Genomic DNA, 20,091 nt, shown 5'->3' with positions numbered 1-20,091 from the left:
CGCTCTCCCCTCAGATGTGTCGCGGTCATGTCAGTACTTGCACGACCGTCGGTAATCGCGGGCGCTGCCGCCCGTGCTGAACCCTTTCAGCGCCACCGTCAGCCCGAACGAGGTCGACGGGGTCGCGTTCGAGGACGAGGTAAATCTGCGCTGGGCGGAAAAATCAACCTCGACGCATTCGTTTTGGTATCCAAGCCCCACCTCGGCCCGCGCGAACTGGTCCGAAACCAGATCATAGCGGAAGTCGGTGGACACCGTCCAATACCGGGTGACGCGATAGGCCCCGTCGAGCGACCATTCCGAGATCGCGGAGGCGCGGTTTTCCGCCGGGTCCTGCACCAGCAGGACGTAGGACGCGCCGAGGTTCCAGCGGTCGTTCAGCAGGTCTGCCCGTGCCTCGGCCTTGGAAAAGCGCTGATCGCTGTCGAGCAGGCCGCGCGCGGTGAAACTCAACCCGCCCTGGCTGCGGATCTGCCCGGCGATCAGCCAGTCCGACGACGTCCCGCCAAGGCCCGAAGACCGGCTGAATTCGGGGTCTGCCGTGTCGCGGAAGACCCGCGCCACGGTCAGGCCGGTGCTCCACCCGTCGGCGTCATGCATCAGCCAGCGCACGCCCACGGCGGCTTGCCTGCCGCGCTCGCGGCGGTCGGTCGCGGGGAAGCGCGACAGGGACAACAGGTTCCCCTCGTCGAATTCGACGCGGTCGCTTTCGTCGTTGGCCGTGTCGGGCCGCTCGCCGCCCGTCCAGCCGATCATGGCGACCGGTTCGATCAGGTGCCGCGCGCCGTTCGCCGCGCGCATGGTCCACGGCCAGCGCAGTTCGACGGCGGCGGCGGGGCTCAGGTCCGACGTGGTCGGGGTGCGGGTGCTGTCCTGCTCGGTCGCGGTGGCGTCGAAGGCCAGCTCTCCGGTCAGGCCGGCACGCAGCCCGCCTGGCAGCGTCCATCGGTTGCGCCAGCTGAACGCGCCGGTCATGCGCGACACGTCGCGGCCAAGGATATCCGTCGTGGACGAGCGGTAGTGGCTGTGCCCGGCAAGGTCCAACCGCAATTCGCCGCCGCGCGGCCCCATGGGGAAGTACCGGCGCTGGTAGACCAGATCACCCGCGATCGACGGGATCAGGGTGTTGTCCTCCCCCGCACGCAGCGACTGGAAATGGACCAGCCGCGCGTCGAACAGCGCGTCCCGCGACACCCGCGTCAGCGCGACCTCGCTGTCGAGCCGGCTTTTGCCGCCGTAATCGTAATCGTCAAGGTAGGTGCGGTCGCTCACCACCTCGACATCGAAGGCCAGTTTGAAATCGCGGTTCAGGTCAAACGAGCCTTCCCCGAACAGGTAGGCCCGCGTGTCGGGTTTCAGCGTGTCGTTGGAAATCGCGCCGTTGAACTCGACCCGGCCCGCGCGGAACGCCTGCCGGTAGCGCAATTCGAAGGTGCGCGTGTTCTGCGACAGGTAGGGCGTGATCGTCAGGTCGCGGTGATCGCCGATCGGGATGAAGTAGGGCACCTTGATCCCCAGACCCAGAAGCGAGGTTTGCCGGATCGAGGGGAACAGGAAGCCGCGCGCGCGTTTCAGCGTCGGGTCGGGCAGGCGCAGGCGCGGCAGGTAGAACACCGGCAGGTCCAGCACGCGGAACTGCGCGTTCTCGAAATACACCTGCCGCGCTTCCTGGTCGTGCACCGCGCGCTTGGCGCGGATCTGCCACAGGGGCACGGCGTTCGGCCCGCAGACCTGGCACGAGGTCGCGGCGACCTTGCTCAGCTGCGTGTAGCGCCCTCCGACGCGCTGAAGCTGCGCGGCGGCCAGTTGCAATTGCTGGTCCAGCACCACCCGCGCGCCGTTCAGGATGCCGTTCTGCAGGTCCTGGCTCAGCTCCGCCTGGTCGGCGATCAGGATCGTGCCGTTCGGATCCTCGATGCGGATCGGGCCTTCGATGATGATCGTGTCGGTCGTCCGGTCATAGATCACGCGCGACGCATAAAGGATCGTGCCGTCCTGCAGGGCCTGCACGTTGCCGGTGGCGATCAGGCGGGTCTCGCCTTCCAGCAGCACCGCGTCGGCCACCAGCAGCGCCGATTGCGACGGTGGCGGGCCTGCATCCTGCGCGGCCAGCGGCAGGGCGAGGCAGGCGGCCAGCAAGGCGGCGGCGATATGGCGGAGCGCGCGCATCGCTATCCATCCTCCGTCCGCAGGATCAGGCCGGTGGCCAGCAGGATCGACGCCACCGGCGGCGCCCACGCCGCAAGCAGCGGGTCAAGCTGGCCGTTTTCCCCGAGGATCTGCGCGAAGTTGCGGATGTAGTAGAGCCCGAAGCCCAGCATCACCGCCGCCAGCACCGCGATCCCGGTGCCGCCGAACCGCGAGTGGCGCATGGTGAAGGCCGCGCCCACCAGCACCATGGCGATCAGGAACAGGGGCCGGGCAAGCTCCATCTGGAACCAGACGCGGTGGCGGTTGGCGCTGAACCCGGCATGTTCCAGCCGTTCGATGAAACGCGGCAGGTCCCAGACCGACACCGCCGACGGCGTGCCGAGGCTTTCGAGGATGCGGTCGCGGGTGAGTGTCGAGGACACGGTCGTGACGTCGAACAGGCGGGCGCCTTCCTCGGGGTTGCCGCGTGCGGCGATGGGCCAGACCTTGGCCCCCTGCAACTGCCATGCGCCGTCGGTCAGCGTGGCGGTGTCCGCCTCGATCCGGCGCACGGGGCCCCGGCCCGGCGCGTAGGTGAAGAAGCTGACATCGTAGAGGACCGAGGCATCGGGCGACGCGCGGCTGGCGCGGATCACGGTCTGACCCGCGGCATCGCCCTGCCGCAGCCACAGCCCTTCGGACCCGATGGAGAAGCTGTCGGACCCGCCCGACCGGAAATCCTCGCGCAGGTCGTGGTAGGCCTGCGAGGTCGCGGCGACGATGGGGTTGCCCATGGCGACGGCCAGCACGCCGATCAGCGCGGTCACGGCAAGCGGCCCGAGGAGCGAGGCGAGGCCCGACCGCCCCACCGACCGGGCGACCACCAGTTCCGACGACCGCGCGAGGTTGAGAAACAGCGCGATGGAGGCGATGATGAGGATCAGCGGCAGGAACTGGTAAAGGCCCTCGGGCGCGTTCAGCAGGGTCAGGCGCAGCACGTCGCCGAACCCGACCGAGGAATCGAGCTGGCGCAACTGTTCGACCACGTCGATCAGCAGGATGAACAGGAAGAACACGCCGAAGGTGGCGAGGAAGGCCATGGCGAAGCGGCGCGCGAAATAGGCATGCAGCTTCATGGTGCGGCCTCGGACATGCGCGGCGGCGGGGCACGGAACACCGGGTGCGCCGCGCGGAACAGCATCGCCCACACGATACCCAGCCCGACGACCGACGGCGCATAGACCAGCGGCCACAGCCGCGCGTCGTGGCGCACCGGGTCGGTCACGAGGCTTTCGACCAGTTTCACGAGGACGAGGAAGAAGATCGCAAGCAGGATCTGCCGCCAGACGCCGAACCGGCTGAACCCGCCGATCAGGAGCGTCGAGAAGCCGATCAGCGCCGCCACCGCGCACAGAAGCGGTTGCTGGAACCGCATGTGCAACTCCTCGGCCACCTGTCCGGGGCGTGATTTCGTCTCGGCCGCGACGGTGGCGGGGTCGGTCAGCATGTCCCATGTCGAGGCATGCCGCAGCTTGGGCCGCCCGATCCCGGCGCGCGTGACCAGCCCGCTGATGTCATAGGAGAAATCGGTGAAGTTGGTGGTCGACAGCCGCCCGCTTTCCGATTGCAGCACCTGCGCCAGCCCGTTCACCATCACCAGCTTGGGACCGGCATCGTCGACGAACAGGTAGGCCTGTTCCGCCGTATAGGCGACCGAGCGTTCGGGCACGCGCCGGTCGGACAGGAAGACATCGCGCAACTCGCCCTCGGGGGTGATCTCGCCGATATAGAAGGTCACGCCGTCGGCGGGATGCAGGAAGGTGCCCTCGCGCAGGAGCCGCGCGCTGACCGAGGCCGAGATCTCCTTTTCCCGCTTCTTCAGCTCTTCCAGCGCCGAGGGCACCAGCAGGTGCGTCAGCGCCCCCATCATGACGGTCACGATCAGGCCGAAGGTCAGGACCGGCCGCGCCAGCCGCCACGGCGAATAGCCGGTCGCCTGCATCACCGTCAGTTCGGATTCCGACGACAGGCGGTTGGTGACGTAGACGGCGGCGGCGAAGGTCGACATCGGCAGGATCTGCGCGATCACCGGCGGCAGCGACAGGGCGGTGAATTCGGCGAAAACGCGCAGCGGCTGGCCGTCCGCGATCAGCTGGTCGAACAGCACCACCGCGCGGTTCACCCAGTAGACCGACACCAGCACAAGCGAGAAGAAGCCGAACAGGGCCAACAGCTGCGACAGCATGTATCTGTCGAATCTGGCCAAAACCCACCCTCGTTGCCTGTTCTGCTCACGGAGCAGACTAACTTAATCGCAGTCCGGGGAAAACTGGTATCTGGTCATTGCGGGCCTGCACCAGTACCCCTGTGTCAGATCAGCAGGAGTTTGCCCATGACCCGTCCCGCCCCCGTTTCCTTCGTCGACGTCGATCTGGACGCGCTTGCCTCTGCCGGGGGCCATGTCGCGATCGTGGTGACGCCCGAGGGCAAGCTCGACCCCGGCGCGCGCCGGGCCAACCGGCTGACCAAGGGCGCGGTGGCACGGCTGGTCGAGGCGGAACGGTTCACCGAGGCCAAGGACGGCGACGTGATCACGCTGGCCTTTCCGGTCGGCATGGCCGCCGAGGCGCTGCATGTCTGCCGCCTGCCGCGCCGGGCCGATGCCGCCCTGTCGCGCAAGGCCGGTGCCGCGTTGGCGAAAGGCCGGGGCGAGGCGGCGCTGACCATCGTGGCGGGCGCGCTTGCCCGGCCGCAGGAGCTGGCGCTGGGCGTGGTGCTGCGCGATTACGGGTTCACCCCGCACAAGTCCAAGGACAGCGCGCCTGCCGCCGACATCACCGTGATGTGCGGCAAGCCGGAAGAGGCCGCCGATGCCGCCGCGCCGCTTTTGTCGGTGGCCGAAGGCGTCTTCTTCACACGCGACCTCGTGAACGAGCCCGCCAACGTCCTGACCACCACCGAATTCGCCAACCGCGTCGCGGCGTTGGAGGAACTGGGCCTGAAGGTCGAGGTGCTGGAAGAGGACAAGCTGGAAGAACTTGGCATGCGTACGCTTCTGAGCGTCGGCCACGGTTCGGCCAGCCCGTCGAAGGTCGCCGTGATGCAGTGGCAGGGCGGCGGTGACGAGGCCCCGCTGGCGCTGGTCGGCAAGGGCGTGGTGTTCGACACCGGCGGCATCAGCCTGAAACCGGCTGGCGGCATGGAAGACATGACGATGGACATGGGCGGCGCGGGCGTCGTGGCGGGCGTGATGAAGGCGCTGGCCCTGCGCAAGGCCAAGGCCAATGTCGTGGGCCTGATCGGGCTGGTGGAAAACATGCCCTCCGACCGCGCGACGCGACCGGGCGACGTGGTGAAATCCATGAAGGGCGACACGGTCGAGATCATCAACACCGACGCCGAGGGCCGGCTCGTCCTGTGTGATGTCCTCTGGTACGCGCAGGAGCGGTTCGAGCCGCGCGGCGTGATCGACCTCGCCACCCTGACGGGCGCGATCATCATCGGGCTCGGGCACGAGAATGCGGGCGTCTTCTCGAACGACGACCCGCTCTGCAACGCTTTCCTGCGCGCCGCCAAGGCCGAGGACGAGGGCGCGTGGCGGATGCCGCTGGGTCAGGCCTATGACGACATGCTGAAAAGCCGGATCGCGGACATGAAGAACGTGGGCGGGCGGGCTGCCGGGTCGGTCACGGCGGCGCAGTTCCTGCAACGCTTCATCAAGGCGGACATGCCTTGGATCCACCTCGACATCGCGGGCGTCGCCTCGGTCAAGTCGGCGACTGCGCTGGCCCCCAAGGGGGCGACGGGCTGGGGCGTGATGGCGCTGAACCGGCTGGTCGCGGACATGTGCGAGGAGGCGTGAGCGCGCCGCTCGCATCCCGCGCGGCACCGCTGGCCGAAAGGTAGGCAGGCGGTGGGCGCGGTCTATTTCTACCACCTGACGCGGGAACCGCTGGAAGTTGCCCTGCCGCAGCTTCTGTCCCGCGCCATGGGCGCGGGGTGGCGCGTAGCGGTGCGCGGCACCGACGAGGCGCGGCTCGACTGGCTGGACGAACGGCTGTGGCTGGGGGCGGAGGACCAGTTCCTGCCGCATGGCCGCGCCGGCGGCCCCCATGACGCGCGCCAGCCGGTGCTTCTGACCACGGCCAGCGATGCGCCCAACGAGGCCGCCTGCGTCATGGCGGTGGACGGCGCGGTGGTCGACGCCTCGGAGGTCGCGCGGCTGGAGCGGGTCTGCCTGTTGTTCGACGGCCATGACGAGGCGGCGGTAGCCGCCGCGCGCGGCCAGTGGAAAGCCCTGACCGAGGCCGGGTGCGCCGCGCAATACTGGTCGCAGGAAGGCGGCCGGTGGGAGAAGAAGGCCGAGGCCGGAGGCGGGTGAGGATCACCCGCCCTACATTTCCCGACGCCTGATGACGGGTGACATCACCCGTCCTACCGACCCGTTCGCGCCCCCCATGTCACGTCGAGCCGTTCCAGCCCGTGGAAGTGGTAGAGGTTGGCGTAGCGCGGCGTTCCGGCAAGCCGCAGGTCGGGCAGGCGGGTGAAGAGCGCGTGCAGCGCGATCTTCAGCTCCAGCCGCGCCAGCGGCGCGCCGAGGCAGAAATGGATCCCGCCGCCGAAACTTGTCGACAGGCGTGGCGCGCGGGTCGGGTCGAAGATGCCCGGTCTCTCCCATCCGGCGGGGTCGCGGTTGGCAGCACCGAGGACCAGCGCGACCTCGTCACCGCGCACGAAATCGTGGTCCGCGATGGTCACCGGTTCGGACGCGATGCGCGTGAAGATGTGGAGCGGCGGATCGAAGCGCAGCACTTCCTCGACCGCATTGTCGCAGTCCGGGTCCGCGAAGGCGCTGGCGGTGCCGCTTTCCAGCGCCGCCTTCACGCCGTTGCCGATCGTGTGCACCGTCGCCTCGTGGCCTGCGTTCAAAAGCAGGATGCAGGTGCCGATCATCTCGTCCGTCGAGAGCCGCGCGCCGTCTTCCTCGGCGGCGATCAGGTGGGTCAGGAGGTCATCGGCGGGCCGGGCGCGGCGTGCCTCGATATGATCCCGCAGGAAGGCGGTGAAGGCGGCGGCGGCGGCGTTGGCGGCATCCTCGACCGCGCGGTCGCGGCGGGCCTGGTACATCGCCACCATCGCGTTCGACCATGCCAGCAGGTCGTCGGCGCGGTCCTCGGGCACGCCGAGCAGGCGCGCGATGATGATGACGGGCAGGCGCGTGGCGAAGGCGGGGATCAGGTCGACGGGGCCGTGCGCGGGGAAGGCATCGATCAACTCATGCGCCAGCGCCTCGATCTCGGGCGCCAGCGCCGCGACCCGGCGCGACGTGAAGGCGCGCAGGACCAGCCCGCGCAGGCGGGTGTGCACGGGCGGTTCGAGGTCGAGCATCGAATGTGCCTCGACCGCGTCGAACGCCTCCAGATGCGGGCGCACCGGCGGCGGCGAGACCGGCGCTCGCCCGAACCGGCGGTCCTTCAGCAGCGCCTGCACGAAGTCGAGGCCGAAGGCGGCGGGCATCCCGTATTCCTCCCACCACACCAGCGGCCCCATGGCGCGGGCGCGGTCATAGGTGGCGTAGGGGTCCTGCACGAAGGCGGGATCGGTCGGGGATTGGTGCAGCCTTTGCATGACACCGACAAACCGCAGGGCGCTTCCCAAGGCAAGCCCGACCTTGGTATGACAAGGACCATGACGCGAAGCGGACGATACCTGCTGCTCCTTGGCCTCGTGGCGCTGACCCTGACGCTTGCCGTGTCGGCGGGGGTCTGGCGGCTGGGCTACGGGCAGGCGCTGACGCAGGCCGCGCGGCGGGGGGAGGCGGACCTCGACCTTGCCGCCGACCGGCTGACCGCGCAGCTGCAACGCTACCAGGAGGTGGCGGTCCTGCTGGCCGATCATCCGCTTCTCACGGCGCTGCATGACGGCGGCGACGTGCGCGCGGCAGAGGCGCTGCTGCTGGGGACCGCCGACAAGACCTCGGCCCTCGTGCTGCTTTACGCGGCACCGGACGGGCGGGTGCTGGCGGCCTCCCATGCCGGGGCGCCCGCGACGCTTGCCGCCGAGCCGCAGTTCCGCCGCGCGCTGACGGGTGCCCTGGGTGCGCGGTCGGGGATCGAGGCGCGGTCGGGCCGCCGCGCCTATTTCTATGCCGCGCCCGGTTTCGGCCGCGATGGCCGGGTCGAGGGCGTGCTGGTCGTCGCCGCCGATGTCGACAATGTCGAGGCCGAGTGGCGCGGCGCGCGGCCCGCCGTCTATTTCGTGGACGAGGCGGGCGAGGTTTTCGTCTCCAACCGGTCAGAGCTCTTGTTCTGGTCGCGGGGGCCGGACGGGGCGGGGTTGGTCCCGCCCGACGGTGCGCCCGCGCTGCGCGAGACCCGCGTCGACGGGCTGGAGATCTGGCGCCAGGACTGGAGCCCCTACGTCCCCGCCCGCGCGCTGCACCTGACGCGGGAATTGCCGGTGATCGGGCTGACCGGCGAGGCGCTGATCGACGTGGCCCCGGCCCGACGCATCGCGGCGTTGCAGGCGGCGGCGGTGGGTGGGCTGATGCTCTTTTTCTCGGCGCTTCTGGGCGTGGCGATGGTGCGGCGCCGCACGCTGGCCGAGGCGAACGCCGTGCTGGAAGACCGCGTCGCCGCCCGGACCGAGGCGCTGCAGGACGCCAACAGCGCGCTCCGCCACGAGGTGGCCGAGCGGCAGGAGGCCGAGGCCGCGCTGACGCGCGCGCAGGCCGACCTCGTGCAGGCGTCGAAACTGTCGGCGCTGGGGCAGATGAGCGCGGGACTGAGCCACGAGTTGAACCAGCCGCTGATGGCGATCCGGTCCTTTGCCGAGAACGGCGCGGCCTTCCTCGACCGGGGCAAGGGCGACAAGGCGGCGGAAAACCTGACGCGGATTTCCGAACTCGCGCGGCGGATGGGGCGGATCATCAAGAACCTGCGCGCCTTTGCCCGGCAGGAAAGCGAACCCTTCGGCGCGATCGACGTGCGCACCGCCATCGACGCCGCGCTGGAGATGACCGAGGACCGCCGCGCGCGGGATGGCGTGACGCTCGACTATACCGCGCCCGATGCGCCGGTCTGGGCCGAGGCGGGCGACGTGCGGCTGAGCCAGGTGATCGTGAACCTGATCTCGAACGCCTGCGACGCGATGCAGGGCGGCACCGACAAGGTGCTGACGCTGAGCGTCGCGCGCGAGGGCGCGTCCACGGTGATCGAGGTGGCCGATACCGGGCCGGGCCTGAGCGACCCCGAGAAGATCTTCGACCCGTTCTATTCCACCAAGGAGGTCGGCGCGTCCGAGGGCATGGGGCTCGGACTGTCGATCAGCTATGGCCTTGTGCAAAGCTTCGGCGGCGCGATCCGGGGGCGCAACCGCGAGGACGGGCCGGGCGCGGTGTTCCGCGTGACGCTGGAGGCCGCCGAGGCGCGGGACGCGGCATGACGCAACGGGTGCTCCTGGTCGATGACGACGCCGCCGTGCGCGAGGCGCTGGCGCAGACGCTGGAACTGAACGACATCGCCGCCACCGTCACCGGGTCGTTCATCGAGGCGAAGGACCATATCAGCCGCGCCTTTCCCGGCGTGATCCTGTCGGACATCCGCATGCCGGGCCGCGACGGGTTCCACCTGCTGGATTTCACCCGGTCGGTCGATTCCGACCTGCCGGTGGTTCTTCTGACCGGAGAGGGGGACATCCCCATGGCGGTTCGGGCGATGGGTGAAGGCGCGTTCGACTTCCTTGAGAAGCCCTGCGCGCCCACTGACCTCGTCGCGGTGCTGCGCCGTGCGCTCGACGCGCGGCAGGCCGTGCTGCGCGACCGCGCCGAACGCCGTCGGACCGAGGAAGGCGATGCCGCCTCGCGCCTGATCTTCGGGCTGTCGGACCGCAGCGAGGCCCTGCGCGCGGCGGTCCGGGCGGCGGGCCGCGCGGATACCGAGGCGCTGGTGATCTCGCCGCCCGGCGGCGGCGTCAGCAAGGTGGCCGAGGCGCTGCACCTTTGCGCACCCCGCGCCAACGGCCCGTTCGTCAAGGCGGCGGCGCGCGGACTGACGCCCGACGCGATCGACGCGGGCCTTGCCGGGGCCGAGGGGGGCAGTCTGTTTCTCGACGATATCGGGGCGCTCGGCGCGGACGGGCAGGTGCACCTTGCCGACGTGCTGGAACGGGGCGCCACGGCACGGGTGATCGCGGGCGCCGGCGAGGCGCTGGAGGCCGAGGTCGGGGCAGGCGGGTTCAGCGCCGATCTCTACTACCGGCTGAACGTGATGACGGTGCGCATCCCGCCGCTGGCCGAACGGCCCGAAGACATCCCCGAACTGTTCCGCCGCTACGTGGCGCAGGCGGCAGAGCAATCGGGCCAGCCCGCACCCGAGGTGACACCGGCGGTGATCGCGGGCCTGATGGCACGCGACTGGCCCGGCAATGCCCGCGCCCTGATGACCGAGGCGATGCGGTTCGTCCTTGGAGTGGGCGAGGGGCCGGACGGCGCGGCGGACATGGGGCTGGCCGAGCAGATGGCGCAGGTCGAACGCTCGCTCCTCGTGAACGCGCTGACCCGGCACAAGGGGCAGGCGAGCGAGACCGCCCGCGCCCTGAAGCTGCCGCGCAAGACGTTCTACGACAAGCTGGCGCGCTATGGATTGAAGCCCGAGACCTATCGCTGAGTTGTGCGGAAATCCGCACACTCCGCATGTCGCGCTGTGCGGCTTTCCGCACCGGGCCGTCGCCTTGCAGGTCAAACCGCAACGAAACCGGGCGTTAACGAATTGGATTCAAACGGGTTGCCGAAAATTCGGGCGGAAAATCAACGCGCCGCTTGAGCCGGTGACGCAACTTCCCTTTGATATGGCGCGACGGTGGGAGCGACCACCGCCACAGACAATCATGGGAGGATTGCACATGAAATTCCTGGCAACCGCCGCCACGGCGCTGGCCCTGTCGGCATCGACCGCCTTCGCGGCTTGCGACCCGGGCGAGATCGTCATCAAGTTCAGCCACGTCACCAACACCGACAAGCACCCCAAGGGCATCGCGGCGACGCTTCTGGCCGAGCGCGTGAACACCGAGATGAACGGCAAGGCCTGCATGGAGGTCTTCCCGAACTCCACGCTTTACAACGATGACAAGGTGCTTGAAGCGCTGCTGCAGGGCGACGTGCAGCTGGCGGCACCGTCGCTGTCGAAATTCGAAACCTTCACCAAGCAGTTCCGCCTGTTCGACCTGCCCTTCATGTTCAAGAACATGGAAGCGGTCGACGCGTTCCAGAACTCGGAAACCGGGCAGTCCATGAAGGACAGCATGCAGCGCCGCGGCCTGCAGGGGCTGGCGTTCTGGCATAACGGCCTGAAGCAGATGTCGGCCAACGTGCCGCTCATCTCGCCCACCGACGCGAAAGGCCTGAAGTTCCGCGTGCAACCGTCCGACGTGCTGGTCGCGCAGATGGAAGCCATTGGCGGCAACCCGCAGAAGATGGCCTTCTCGGAAGTCTACGGCGCGCTGCAGCAGGGCGTGGTCGACGGACAGGAGAACACCTGGTCGAACATCTACGGCCGCAAGTTCTTTGAAGTGCAGGACGGCGTGACCGAAACCAACCACGGCATCATCGACTACCTCGTCGTGGCGTCGGTCGACTGGCTGGACAACCTGCCCGAGGACGTGCGTGACCAGTTCATGACGATCCTCGGCGAAGTCACCGCCACCCGCAACGCCGAAGCCTTCGCCGTGAACGAGGCCGCCAAGGCATCGATCCTCGAAGCCGGTGGCGTGATCCGCCAGCTGACGCCCGAACAGCGGGCCGAGTGGGTCGCCGCGATGAAGCCCGTCTGGGAAAAATTCCGCGACGACGTCGGCCAGGAAAACATCGACGCGGCGCAGGCGATCAACGCCGGCCTCTGAACGACGCCCTGACATCGTGTAACCATGGGGCGCGGCATCATCACCGGTGCCGCGCCCTTTGTCTGAATGACGGACAGTCTGACGAAGGGGGGGACATGTCTGACACCTCGACCACATCCTCGGTCATGGACCGGATCGAGGAGACGCTGATCGCGCTCCTCCTGGGGCTGATGACGGCGATCACCTTCGCAAACGTCGTCGCCCGCTACGTGTTCAACAGCAACATCCTGTGGGCGCTGGAGATGACCGTCTTCATGTTCGCGTGGCTCGTCCTGCTGGGCGCATCGTATGCCGTGAAGAAGAACGTGCATCTGGGCGTCGACGCGCTGGTCAACATCATGCCCGCGCCGATGCGGCGCATTGTGGGCCTGTTCGCCGTGGCCTGCTGCATCCTGTTCGGCATCTTCCTGACCAAGGGCGCCTATGATTACTGGTCCGTCTTCGCCGATCTGCCGCCCACCACGGGCCGCTGGTTCCCCACCGGCTTTGCCGAGAAATTCCGCAGTCTCAGTTATTACGAGACCAACGACATCCCGATGGTCGCGCCGCTGCGGTTTCTCGAAGACCTGATCAATTACGGCGAGGAGTACGAAAAGGTGCCGCGCGCCGTGCCCTACCTTGTCCTGCCGCTGTCGATGGCGCTTTTGCTGTTCCGCTTCCTGCAGGCCGCCGTGGCCATGTGGAAGGGCGACATCACGCTGCTGGTTGCCTCGCACGAGGTCGAGGACGAACTGGACGAGTTGCGCCAGGGCCACGAGGAGACGCGCTGATGGATGTCATTCTGCTCTTCTCGATGGTGATCGGCCTTCTGCTGATCGGTGTGCCCATCGCGGTGTCGCTCGGTCTGTCGTCGACCATCTTCCTGCTGCTGTTCTCCTCGTCCTCGCTCGCCTCAATCGCGGGCACCCTGTTCGAGGCATTCCAGGGCCATTTCACCCTGCTGGCGATCCCGTTCTTCATCCTTGCCTCGTCCTTCATGACGACCGGCGGCGTGGCGCGGCGGATCATCCGCTTTTCCATCGCCTGCGTCGGGCACCTGCCGGGCGGGCTGGCGATTGCGGGCGTGTTCGCCTGCATGCTGTTCGCCGCCCTGTCGGGTTCGTCGCCCGCGACCGTGGTCGCAATCGGGACGATCGTCATCACCGGCATGCGGCAAGTGGGCTATTCCAAGGAATTCGCCGCCGGCGTGATCTGTAACGCGGGCACACTGGGCATCCTGATCCCGCCCTCCATCGTGATGGTCGTCTACGCCGCCGCGGTCGAGGTGTCGGTGGGCCGGATGTTCCTTGCCGGTGTCATCCCCGGCCTGACCGCGGGCCTGATGCTGATGGTCACGATCTACGGCATCGCCAAGGTCAAGAACCTGCCCAAGGGCGACTGGAAGGGATGGAGCGAGGTCTTCATTTCGGCGCGGGAAGCCGCGTGGGGCCTGTTCCTGATCGTCATCATCCTTGGCGGGATCTACGGCGGTGTCTTCACCCCGACCGAGGCCGCGGCGGTTGCCGCCGTCTATTCCTTCTTCATCGCGTCCTTCGTCTATCGCGACATGGGGCCGCTGGCGACGGTGGAGGGCACGCGCAAGATCTCGCTTCTGCAGAAACCGTGGGCGCTGGTGACGGCACTGGTACATCCCGACACCAAGCGCACCCTGTTCGAGGCGGGGCGCCTGACGATCACGCTTCTGTTCGTGATCGCCAACGCGCTGATCCTGAAACACGTGCTGACCGACGAACAGGTGCCGCAGGCCATCGCCTCGGCCATGCTGGAGGCCGGCTACGGCCCGGTCATGTTCCTTGTCATCGTGAACGTGATCCTGCTGATCGGCGGCCAGTTCATGGAGCCGTCGGGCCTTTTGGTCATCGTGGCGCCGCTGGTCTTTCCCATTGCCATCGAGCTGGGGATCGACCCGATCCACCTTGGCATCATCATGGTGGTGAACATGGAGATCGGGATGATCACGCCGCCCGTGGGTCTGAACCTGTTCGTGACCTCGGGCGTGGCGGGGATGCCGATGATGGCCGTGGTGCGGGCGGCGCTGCCGTTCCTCGCCGTGCTCTTCGTGTTCCTCATCATGGTCACCTACATTCCGTGGCTCAGTACCTTCCTGCCCAACACCTTCATGGGGCCGGAACTCATCACCAAGTAGCCGGTCACCCCACGGATCGTGAAAACAAGGCGGCGCATTCCCCCGGAATGCGCCGTTTTTTCGTCTGGCCCTATTGCCACGAGCGGACTGGAAGTGTGAAAGCGAGGCCACGGCGTGATAACTCGCGGAAAAGGAAGGACCAGCCAGGCGTGGAACCGCTGACCCTGACATTCGAGATGATGGTCGTGCTGGCCATCCTGGGCCTGACGGTCGCCTTGTTCGTGTCCGAAATCGTGCGGATCGACGTGGCCGCGGTGTCGGTCATGGTGCTGCTGGGCGGGATGAGTTACCTGCCGGGGCTGGGCAACCTTGCCGATGCGACACAGCTTTTCAACGGGTTCGCCTCGAACGCGGTGATGTCGATCATCGCGGTGATGATCATCGGGGCGGGGCTCGACAAGACGGGCCTGATGTCGAAGGTCGCGGCGCTGATCATGAAGAAGGGCGGCACGACCGAGGCGCGGATCATCCCGATCATCTCGGGCACCGTGGGCATCGTGTCGTCGTTCATGCAGAACGTGGGCGCGGCGGCGCTGTTCCTGCCGGTGGTCAGCCGCATCTCGGCCCGGACGGGGCTGCCGATGTCGCGGCTGCTGATGCCGATGGGGTTCTGCGCGATCCTCGGCGGGACCATCACGATGGTCGGTTCCTCGCCGCTGATCCTGCTGAACGACCTGATCATGAGCGCCAACGCGATGCTGCCCGAGGGGCAGAAGATGCAGCCGTTCGAGCTGTTCGACGTGACGCCCGTGGGGCTGATGCTTGTCGTTACCGGCATCCTCTATTTCGTGATCTTCGGTCGCTGGGTCCTGCCGGCCAAGCGTGAACGCGGGTCGGACGCGTCCTCGGGCCAGACGATGCAGGCCTATATCCAGCGCACCTATGGCCTGAAGGCCGACATGTTCGAGGTCCGCGTGCCCGAAGGATCGATCCTGATCGGGCAGACGCTGACCGACGTGATGCTGGCCCACCACCTCTACATCCTCGGCACGTCCTATCGCGGCAAGAAGGTGATCGCGCCGATGGCCGACACCACCATCGAGGCCCCCGCGAGGCTGGCCGTGCTGGGCCTGCGCCGGGTGGTGGAGAAGGAATTCGCCGAACCCTACGGGCTGGAGATCATGCCCGCGCTTGACGTCTTCGCCGACGATTTCGCGCCCACCCAGTCGGGCGTGGCCGAGGTCGTGGTGCCGCCCGGATCTGCCGTGATCGGCAAGTGTTCCGCCGATATCCGCATGCGCCAGACGCACGGCCTGTCTCTGCTGGCGATCCATCGCGGCGAAGAGACGATGAGCCATGTCGAGACCGAGGATCACGAGGCGACACATATCGGCCTTGTCCCCTTCCAGGCAGGTGACACGCTGGTGGTGCACACCCAGTGGGACCGCCTGACGCGGCTGAAGCGGAACCGCGATTTCGTGATCGTCACCTCCGACTTCCCGCAAGAAGAACTGCGCCCGCACAAGGTCGGCTGGGCGCTTGCTTTCTTCGCGCTGACCCTGTCGCTGATCCTGTTCACCGATGTCCGGCTGTCGCTGTGCCTGCTGACCGGCGCCATCGGCATGATCCTGAGCCGTGTCCTGTCGATCGACGAGGCTTACGAGGCGGTTGGCTGGAACACCGTGTTCCTCCTCGCCTCGCTGATCCCGCTGGGACAGGCGGTGCAGGCCACAGGCACGGCCGAGTGGATCGCGCAGGGCGTGTTGCGGCTTCTGGATGGCTGGCCGATCTGGGCCTTGCAGACGGGCATCGCGGTGCTGGCGACGATTTTCACGCTGGTCATGTCGAATGTCGGCGCGACGGTCCTGCTGGTGCCGTTGGCGGTGTCGATTGCGGTGGCGGCGGGCGGCGACCCGGCGATCTTTGCCCTGACGGTGGCGATCTCGACCTCGAACTCGTTCCTGATACCCACCCACCAGGTGAACGCGCTGATCATGGGTCCGGCGGGCTATCGCGTGATCGATTTCGTCCGGTCGGGCGGGATCATGACGATCCTGTTCCTGATCGTGTCGATGACCGGGATGGCGCTGTTCTTCTGACCCGCCGGGGGGTCAGACCGGCTGCAGCACGCGGGACAGGAAGGCGCGGGTACGCGCCTCGCGCGGGGCGGTGAAGACCTGCGCAGGCGGTCCTTCTTCGATGATGCGGCCATGATCCAGCACACACACCCTGTCCGCCACGTCGCGGGCAAAGGCCATTTCGTGGGTGGCAAGGATCATGGTCATGCCGTCCTCCTTCAGCGCCTTCAGCACCTGCAGGACCTCGCCCACCAGTTCGGGATCGAGGGCCGAGGTGATCTCGTCGAACAGCATGATCTCGGGCCGCATGGCGAGCGCGCGGATGATGGCGACGCGCTGCTGCTGCCCGCCCGACAACTGGTCGGGGTAATGGCCCATGCGGTCGGCAAGGCCGAACCGGTCGAACAGCGCCGTGACCTCGGGGCGAAGCGCCTCGCGCGTCTCTTTCCGGACGCGGCGCGGGGCGAGCATCACGTTCTCGACCGCCGTCATGTGCGGGAAGAGGTTGAAGGACTGGAACACGATGCCGATGCGCTGCCGGATCGGTTGCGGGTCGAGCGCGGGTTCGGCGATGTCCTCGCCATCCAGCCAGATCGCCCCGTCGTCGAGCGGTTCGAGCAGGTTGATGCAGCGCAGGAGCGTGGATTTGCCCGAACCGGAAGCCCCGATCAGGCAGACCATCTCTCCCTTCGCGACGTCGAGCGAGATGCCGTCGAGGACGCGGGTGGCGCCAAAGCTTTTCTGCACGTTGTCGAGCCGCAGTTTCATGACCGCGCCCTGTTCTGCCGCGCGATCAGGTGATCGGCGAGGCGTGTGGCAGGGACAGTGATGACGAGGAAGATGCAGGCGGCCACGACGTAGGGCGTGAAGTTCGCCAGAAGCGACTTGAAGACGCCCGCCTGCCGGAAGATCTCTACGGGTCCGATGAAGGACAGAAGCGCCACGTCCTTTTGCAATGCGATCAGCATGTTCATCTGCGCCGGGATCACGCGACGGATGGCTTGCGGCAGGACGACGTAGCGCATCGAGTCGCCGCCCGAGAGGCCCAGCGACAGGGCCGCGTTGCGCTGCGACTGGTGCACGCTTTCGATGCCGGAGCGGAAGATTTCCGCGACATAGGCCGAATAGGTCAGGACCAGCGCGACGGTGCCCCAGATGTAGGGTGAATTCCACGGGCGCGGCAGGCCGAGGCCGGGGATGCCGAACCCGATCAGGTAGACGACCAGCACCACCGGCACGCCGCGGAAGATGTCGGTATAGACGGTGCCGAACAGGCGCAGGGGGTAGAGGACGGGATTGCGCACATCGCGGGCCAGCGCGACGGCGAGGCCAAGCGCGGCGATCAGGGGCGCGGACCATGCAAAGATCGCCACGTCCAGCAGGAAGGCGTTCAGGAGCTTGGGGAAGGTGCGGGCAAAGACCTCGGCGTTGAAGAAGCTTTGCTGCACCCGTTCCCAGCCGGGCGCGAGCGGGACGAGGAACACGATGGCGAGGATCACCGCCAGCGTCGATCCCCCGGCGATCAAAAGGGACCTGCGGCGCAGGTCCCTTTCATGGGCCTGGCGGCGGGTCAGACCCGCTCGCGCATCGCTCATTCGATGACCGGCACGCCGGTCGTCTCGGACAGCCACGCGGCCTCGATCTCGGCCAGTTTGCCCGAGGCGGAGAGCGCCTCGATCGCGGCATCGACGCAGGCTTTCAGCGGGTTGCCTTCCTCCATCAGCATGCCGAACTGGTCGGGATTGTCCGTCCGGTCGGCGGGGAACTGGCCGAGGATCACGCCGCCATCGACGACTACCGCCGCGAGGTAGAGCGCGGTCGGGAGGTCGAACAGCGCCGCGTCGATCTGGCCCGCCTGCATGGCGGCGGTCACGTCGGTGTTGTCGTTATAGAGAAGCGGATCGCTGTCCGGGCCGATCAGGTCGGTCAGCATCGGCACGGCGGTGGTATTGGCATCCGCGCCCCATTTCAGACCCTTGAGGCTGTCAATCGTGGCGGTCGCGCCGCCATCGACCACCGATTGCGTCGTCAGGACGGCCATGGCGGACGAGTAGTAGGGGGCCGAGAAATCGACGACCTTGTCGCGGTCGGCGGTGATCGAGAACTGCTGCAGGTTCATGTCGAAATTCTTGGCGCCCGGCTGGATCGATTCGTCGAACCCCGCGCGCACCCAGACGACCGCGTCGGCGGGTACGCCCATCTCTTCGGCGACGGCGGCGGCGACCGCGGCTTCGAACCCCTTGCCCGCCTCGGGCGCGTCGTCGATCACCCAGGGGAAGTAGGCCGGGTTGCCGGTGGCGAGCGTCAGCTTGCCTTCCTCGATCGTCTTGCCTTCCCAGCAAAGGTGCCCGCCGGCGGTGGCGGCGGTGGAGGTCATCAGGGCCAGCAGGCTGGCGGCGGTGACGGATTTCATCAGGGTGGTCATGGCAGTCTCCCTATTTGGTCGGGGACAGGAGACGAAATGGCGCGCCGTTTGTCCAGCGCGGCGCAGGGGTGTGCTCATCCGCCCTGATGGGCGGCCTCGCAAATGGGCGGTCAGAGCTTGCTGATGAGAAGGTCGTTGCCTTCGAGCGGGAGGGTTTGCGCCTCGCCCGAGGCGGCCACGTAGGACAGGGTGCCGGGTTGGCGCTGTTCCAGCCGCAGGAAAGACCCGCCCATCGCGCCGCCGTTGATCTTTGTGCAACTGCCGTCGTCGTGGAATTCGTAGGTCGCGGTCTCGATGAACGGATCGTCCGGCGCGCCCGTGATCGCGAACAGACCCTCGCCCAGGGCGCAAACCGCGCGCAGCCCCGGTTCGACGCCCTTGGTGTCGCGCAGGTCGTATTCATGCGCGTCTGGATCGAAATCGCCTGTGGAACTCAGCATGTCGCCGGTTTTCGGATCATAGGCCCAGCGACGCCCCCTGGACGTCCATGTCAGGATCGGATCGGCCCGGCGGGGCGGGCTGTAGTTGCAATAGGTGACAGGCAGCGCGGAATAGAGCCTGTCGTTGATTTCGACCAGCGCGTCCCTTGCGGTGCGGGTCACGGTGGTGCCCGCGATCGGGCCGACCACGTTCTGCAGGTAGAAATTCTCGGTCAGGCGCAGGGTGGCGTCGTTGTAGTTCCACGCCATCTGCATCCCGTCGTCGTAGCTGCGCGCGCGCAGGGTCAGGTCCGGGCGGTCCGCATCGCGCACCACGTAAAAGCTGTCGGACCGGCCGAGTTCGGTCTCTCCCACCGGGCCGCGGGTGATCGTGGCAAGCGAGGGATCGCGGTCATGCTCCAGCGGCGCGATCTTCGCCTGACGCTCTGATTTGGCGCGGGCCATCTCGTTCGTGGCGTGGGTGCGATAGGCCGTGCGCCGGTCTGTCAGGCGGTCCTTGTACCAGTGGCGCGACGTCTCGTCCGGGTCGATCCGCGCCAGTTGGCCCAGCACGTTGAGGTGAAAGACCGCCAGCGCGCCGAACAACACCAGCATGTCCCGCGCGGGGATCGAAGCGTCGGCGACCGGTGTCTCGGGTGTGCGGTAGTTCACGTGCGGAAACTCGCGCGTCAGCGCGGTTTCGAGGTCTTTCAGGATGCCCGCCCGCATCTGGTCATTCGCGGCGCGTCCGGCCTCGCGCAACTGCGCCATGAAGCCCAGCAGGTCGTCCTCGCGGTCCTTGCGGACCTGTTTCAGGACGGCATAATTGCAGTAGTCCTTGATATAGCGTTCGATTTCCGCCGCGCTGCCCTTGTCGGTCGCGACGAAGAACAGGCCCATGAGCGACCCGGCGATGCCGCCGATTTCCGGGATTTCGCTGACGGCGGTTTCCAGCACCGTCTTGACCAGCTCTTCCTGGAAATCGGTACGGGGCAGGTGCCCGTTGAAGAGGTTCGGGTCAGGGTCGGCCGGGGCTGTGGGGACTGACATGGGAAC

The 20,091-nt window shown here is 67.5% G+C and carries 16 protein-coding genes; 8 read left to right on the top strand and 8 right to left on the bottom strand.

Going from position 1 to position 20,091, the window contains the following annotated elements:
• Nucleotides 1-30 precede the first annotated feature (30 nt).
• From ATO11_RS17220 to lptF, 3 genes are read right to left on the bottom strand one after another with little or no spacing between them, the layout of a single operon-like run.
• Entirely contained in the window at nucleotides 31-2,169 is a 2,139-nt protein-coding gene (locus tag ATO11_RS17220) for an LPS-assembly protein LptD (protein WP_050532158.1), read from the bottom strand.
• A 2-nt stretch (nucleotides 2,170-2,171) separates the two neighbouring features.
• The gene (gene lptG, locus ATO11_RS17215) at nucleotides 2,172-3,266 is read right to left on the bottom strand and encodes an LPS export ABC transporter permease LptG (protein WP_050532157.1); all 1,095 of its coding nucleotides are present in this window, start codon (nucleotides 3,264-3,266) and stop codon (nucleotides 2,172-2,174) included.
• A complete protein-coding gene (gene lptF / locus ATO11_RS17210; protein WP_050532156.1) occupies nucleotides 3,263-4,375 on the bottom strand; it encodes an LPS export ABC transporter permease LptF in 1,113 nt (370 codons plus the stop codon). Before lptF ends, lptG begins: the two co-directional genes overlap by 4 nt.
• A 147-nt stretch (nucleotides 4,376-4,522) precedes the next feature.
• Between lptF and ATO11_RS17205 the strand changes: the two genes are divergently transcribed.
• Both ATO11_RS17205 and ATO11_RS17200 read left to right on the top strand, forming a co-directional pair.
• The gene (locus ATO11_RS17205; RefSeq protein WP_050532155.1) at nucleotides 4,523-5,992 is read left to right on the top strand and encodes a leucyl aminopeptidase; all 1,470 of its coding nucleotides are present in this window, start codon (nucleotides 4,523-4,525) and stop codon (nucleotides 5,990-5,992) included.
• Nucleotides 5,993-6,043: 51 nt separating this feature from the next.
• Nucleotides 6,044-6,511 carry a DNA polymerase III subunit chi gene (locus ATO11_RS17200; protein ID WP_050532154.1) on the top strand — a complete coding sequence of 156 codons (468 nt, stop codon included), beginning with the start codon at nucleotides 6,044-6,046 and terminating at the stop codon, nucleotides 6,509-6,511.
• A gap of 53 nt (nucleotides 6,512-6,564) precedes the next feature.
• Here the strand turns inward: ATO11_RS17200 and ATO11_RS17195 are convergent, their stop codons facing one another.
• Entirely contained in the window at nucleotides 6,565-7,758 is a 1,194-nt protein-coding gene (locus ATO11_RS17195; RefSeq protein ID WP_050532153.1) for a cytochrome P450, read from the bottom strand.
• A gap of 60 nt (nucleotides 7,759-7,818) precedes the next feature.
• On the opposite strand from ATO11_RS17195, the gene ATO11_RS17190 reads away from it, so the two are divergent.
• The 6 genes from ATO11_RS17190 (at nucleotide 7,819) to ATO11_RS17165 (ending at nucleotide 16,212) form a co-directional block, all read left to right on the top strand.
• Nucleotides 7,819-9,573 (top strand): sensor histidine kinase, encoded by a 1,755-nt coding sequence (locus ATO11_RS17190; protein ID WP_242601453.1) that lies wholly within the window; start codon nucleotides 7,819-7,821, stop codon nucleotides 9,571-9,573.
• A complete protein-coding gene (locus ATO11_RS17185; protein WP_050532152.1) occupies nucleotides 9,570-10,796 on the top strand; it encodes a sigma-54-dependent transcriptional regulator in 1,227 nt (408 codons plus the stop codon). Before ATO11_RS17190 ends, ATO11_RS17185 begins: the two co-directional genes overlap by 4 nt.
• Nucleotides 10,797-11,031: 235 nt before the next feature.
• Entirely contained in the window at nucleotides 11,032-12,027 is a 996-nt protein-coding gene (locus ATO11_RS17180; protein WP_050532151.1) for a DctP family TRAP transporter solute-binding subunit, read from the top strand.
• 95 nt (nucleotides 12,028-12,122) lie between these two features.
• Nucleotides 12,123-12,797: a TRAP transporter small permease gene (locus ATO11_RS17175; RefSeq protein WP_050532150.1), complete on the top strand. Its 675-nt coding sequence runs from the start codon at nucleotides 12,123-12,125 to the stop codon at nucleotides 12,795-12,797.
• On the top strand, nucleotides 12,797-14,173 hold the full coding sequence (locus tag ATO11_RS17170; RefSeq protein WP_050532149.1) for a TRAP transporter large permease: 1,377 nt from the start codon (nucleotides 12,797-12,799) through the stop codon (nucleotides 14,171-14,173). Before ATO11_RS17175 ends, ATO11_RS17170 begins: the two co-directional genes overlap by 1 nt.
• A 176-nt stretch (nucleotides 14,174-14,349) precedes the next feature.
• The gene (locus ATO11_RS17165; protein ID WP_423212717.1) at nucleotides 14,350-16,212 is read left to right on the top strand and encodes an SLC13 family permease; all 1,863 of its coding nucleotides are present in this window, start codon (nucleotides 14,350-14,352) and stop codon (nucleotides 16,210-16,212) included.
• A gap of 12 nt (nucleotides 16,213-16,224) precedes the next feature.
• Here the strand turns inward: ATO11_RS17165 and ATO11_RS17160 are convergent, their stop codons facing one another.
• The 4 genes from ATO11_RS17160 to ATO11_RS17145 all read right to left on the bottom strand — a co-directional run bounded on the left by ATO11_RS17160 (nucleotide 16,225) and on the right by ATO11_RS17145 (nucleotide 20,085).
• Entirely contained in the window at nucleotides 16,225-16,959 is a 735-nt protein-coding gene (locus tag ATO11_RS17160; protein WP_050532147.1) for an amino acid ABC transporter ATP-binding protein, read from the bottom strand.
• Nucleotides 16,956-17,786: an amino acid ABC transporter permease gene (locus tag ATO11_RS17155; protein WP_050532146.1), complete on the bottom strand. Its 831-nt coding sequence runs from the start codon at nucleotides 17,784-17,786 to the stop codon at nucleotides 16,956-16,958. Before ATO11_RS17155 ends, ATO11_RS17160 begins: the two co-directional genes overlap by 4 nt.
• The gene (locus ATO11_RS17150; RefSeq protein ID WP_050532299.1) at nucleotides 17,783-18,604 is read right to left on the bottom strand and encodes an ABC transporter substrate-binding protein; all 822 of its coding nucleotides are present in this window, start codon (nucleotides 18,602-18,604) and stop codon (nucleotides 17,783-17,785) included. The genes ATO11_RS17155 and ATO11_RS17150 overlap by 4 nt, the downstream gene beginning before the upstream one ends.
• A gap of 122 nt (nucleotides 18,605-18,726) precedes the next feature.
• Entirely contained in the window at nucleotides 18,727-20,085 is a 1,359-nt protein-coding gene (locus ATO11_RS17145; protein WP_050532145.1) for a hypothetical protein, read from the bottom strand.
• Nucleotides 20,086-20,091 lie beyond the last annotated feature (6 nt).

The organism is Pseudaestuariivita atlantica, assembly GCF_001205715.1.
Classification (GTDB): Bacteria; Pseudomonadota; Alphaproteobacteria; order Rhodobacterales; family Rhodobacteraceae; genus Pseudaestuariivita; species Pseudaestuariivita atlantica.
Note: the sequence above shows the minus strand (reverse complement) of the source record. Positions and strands in the feature narration are given on the sequence as shown.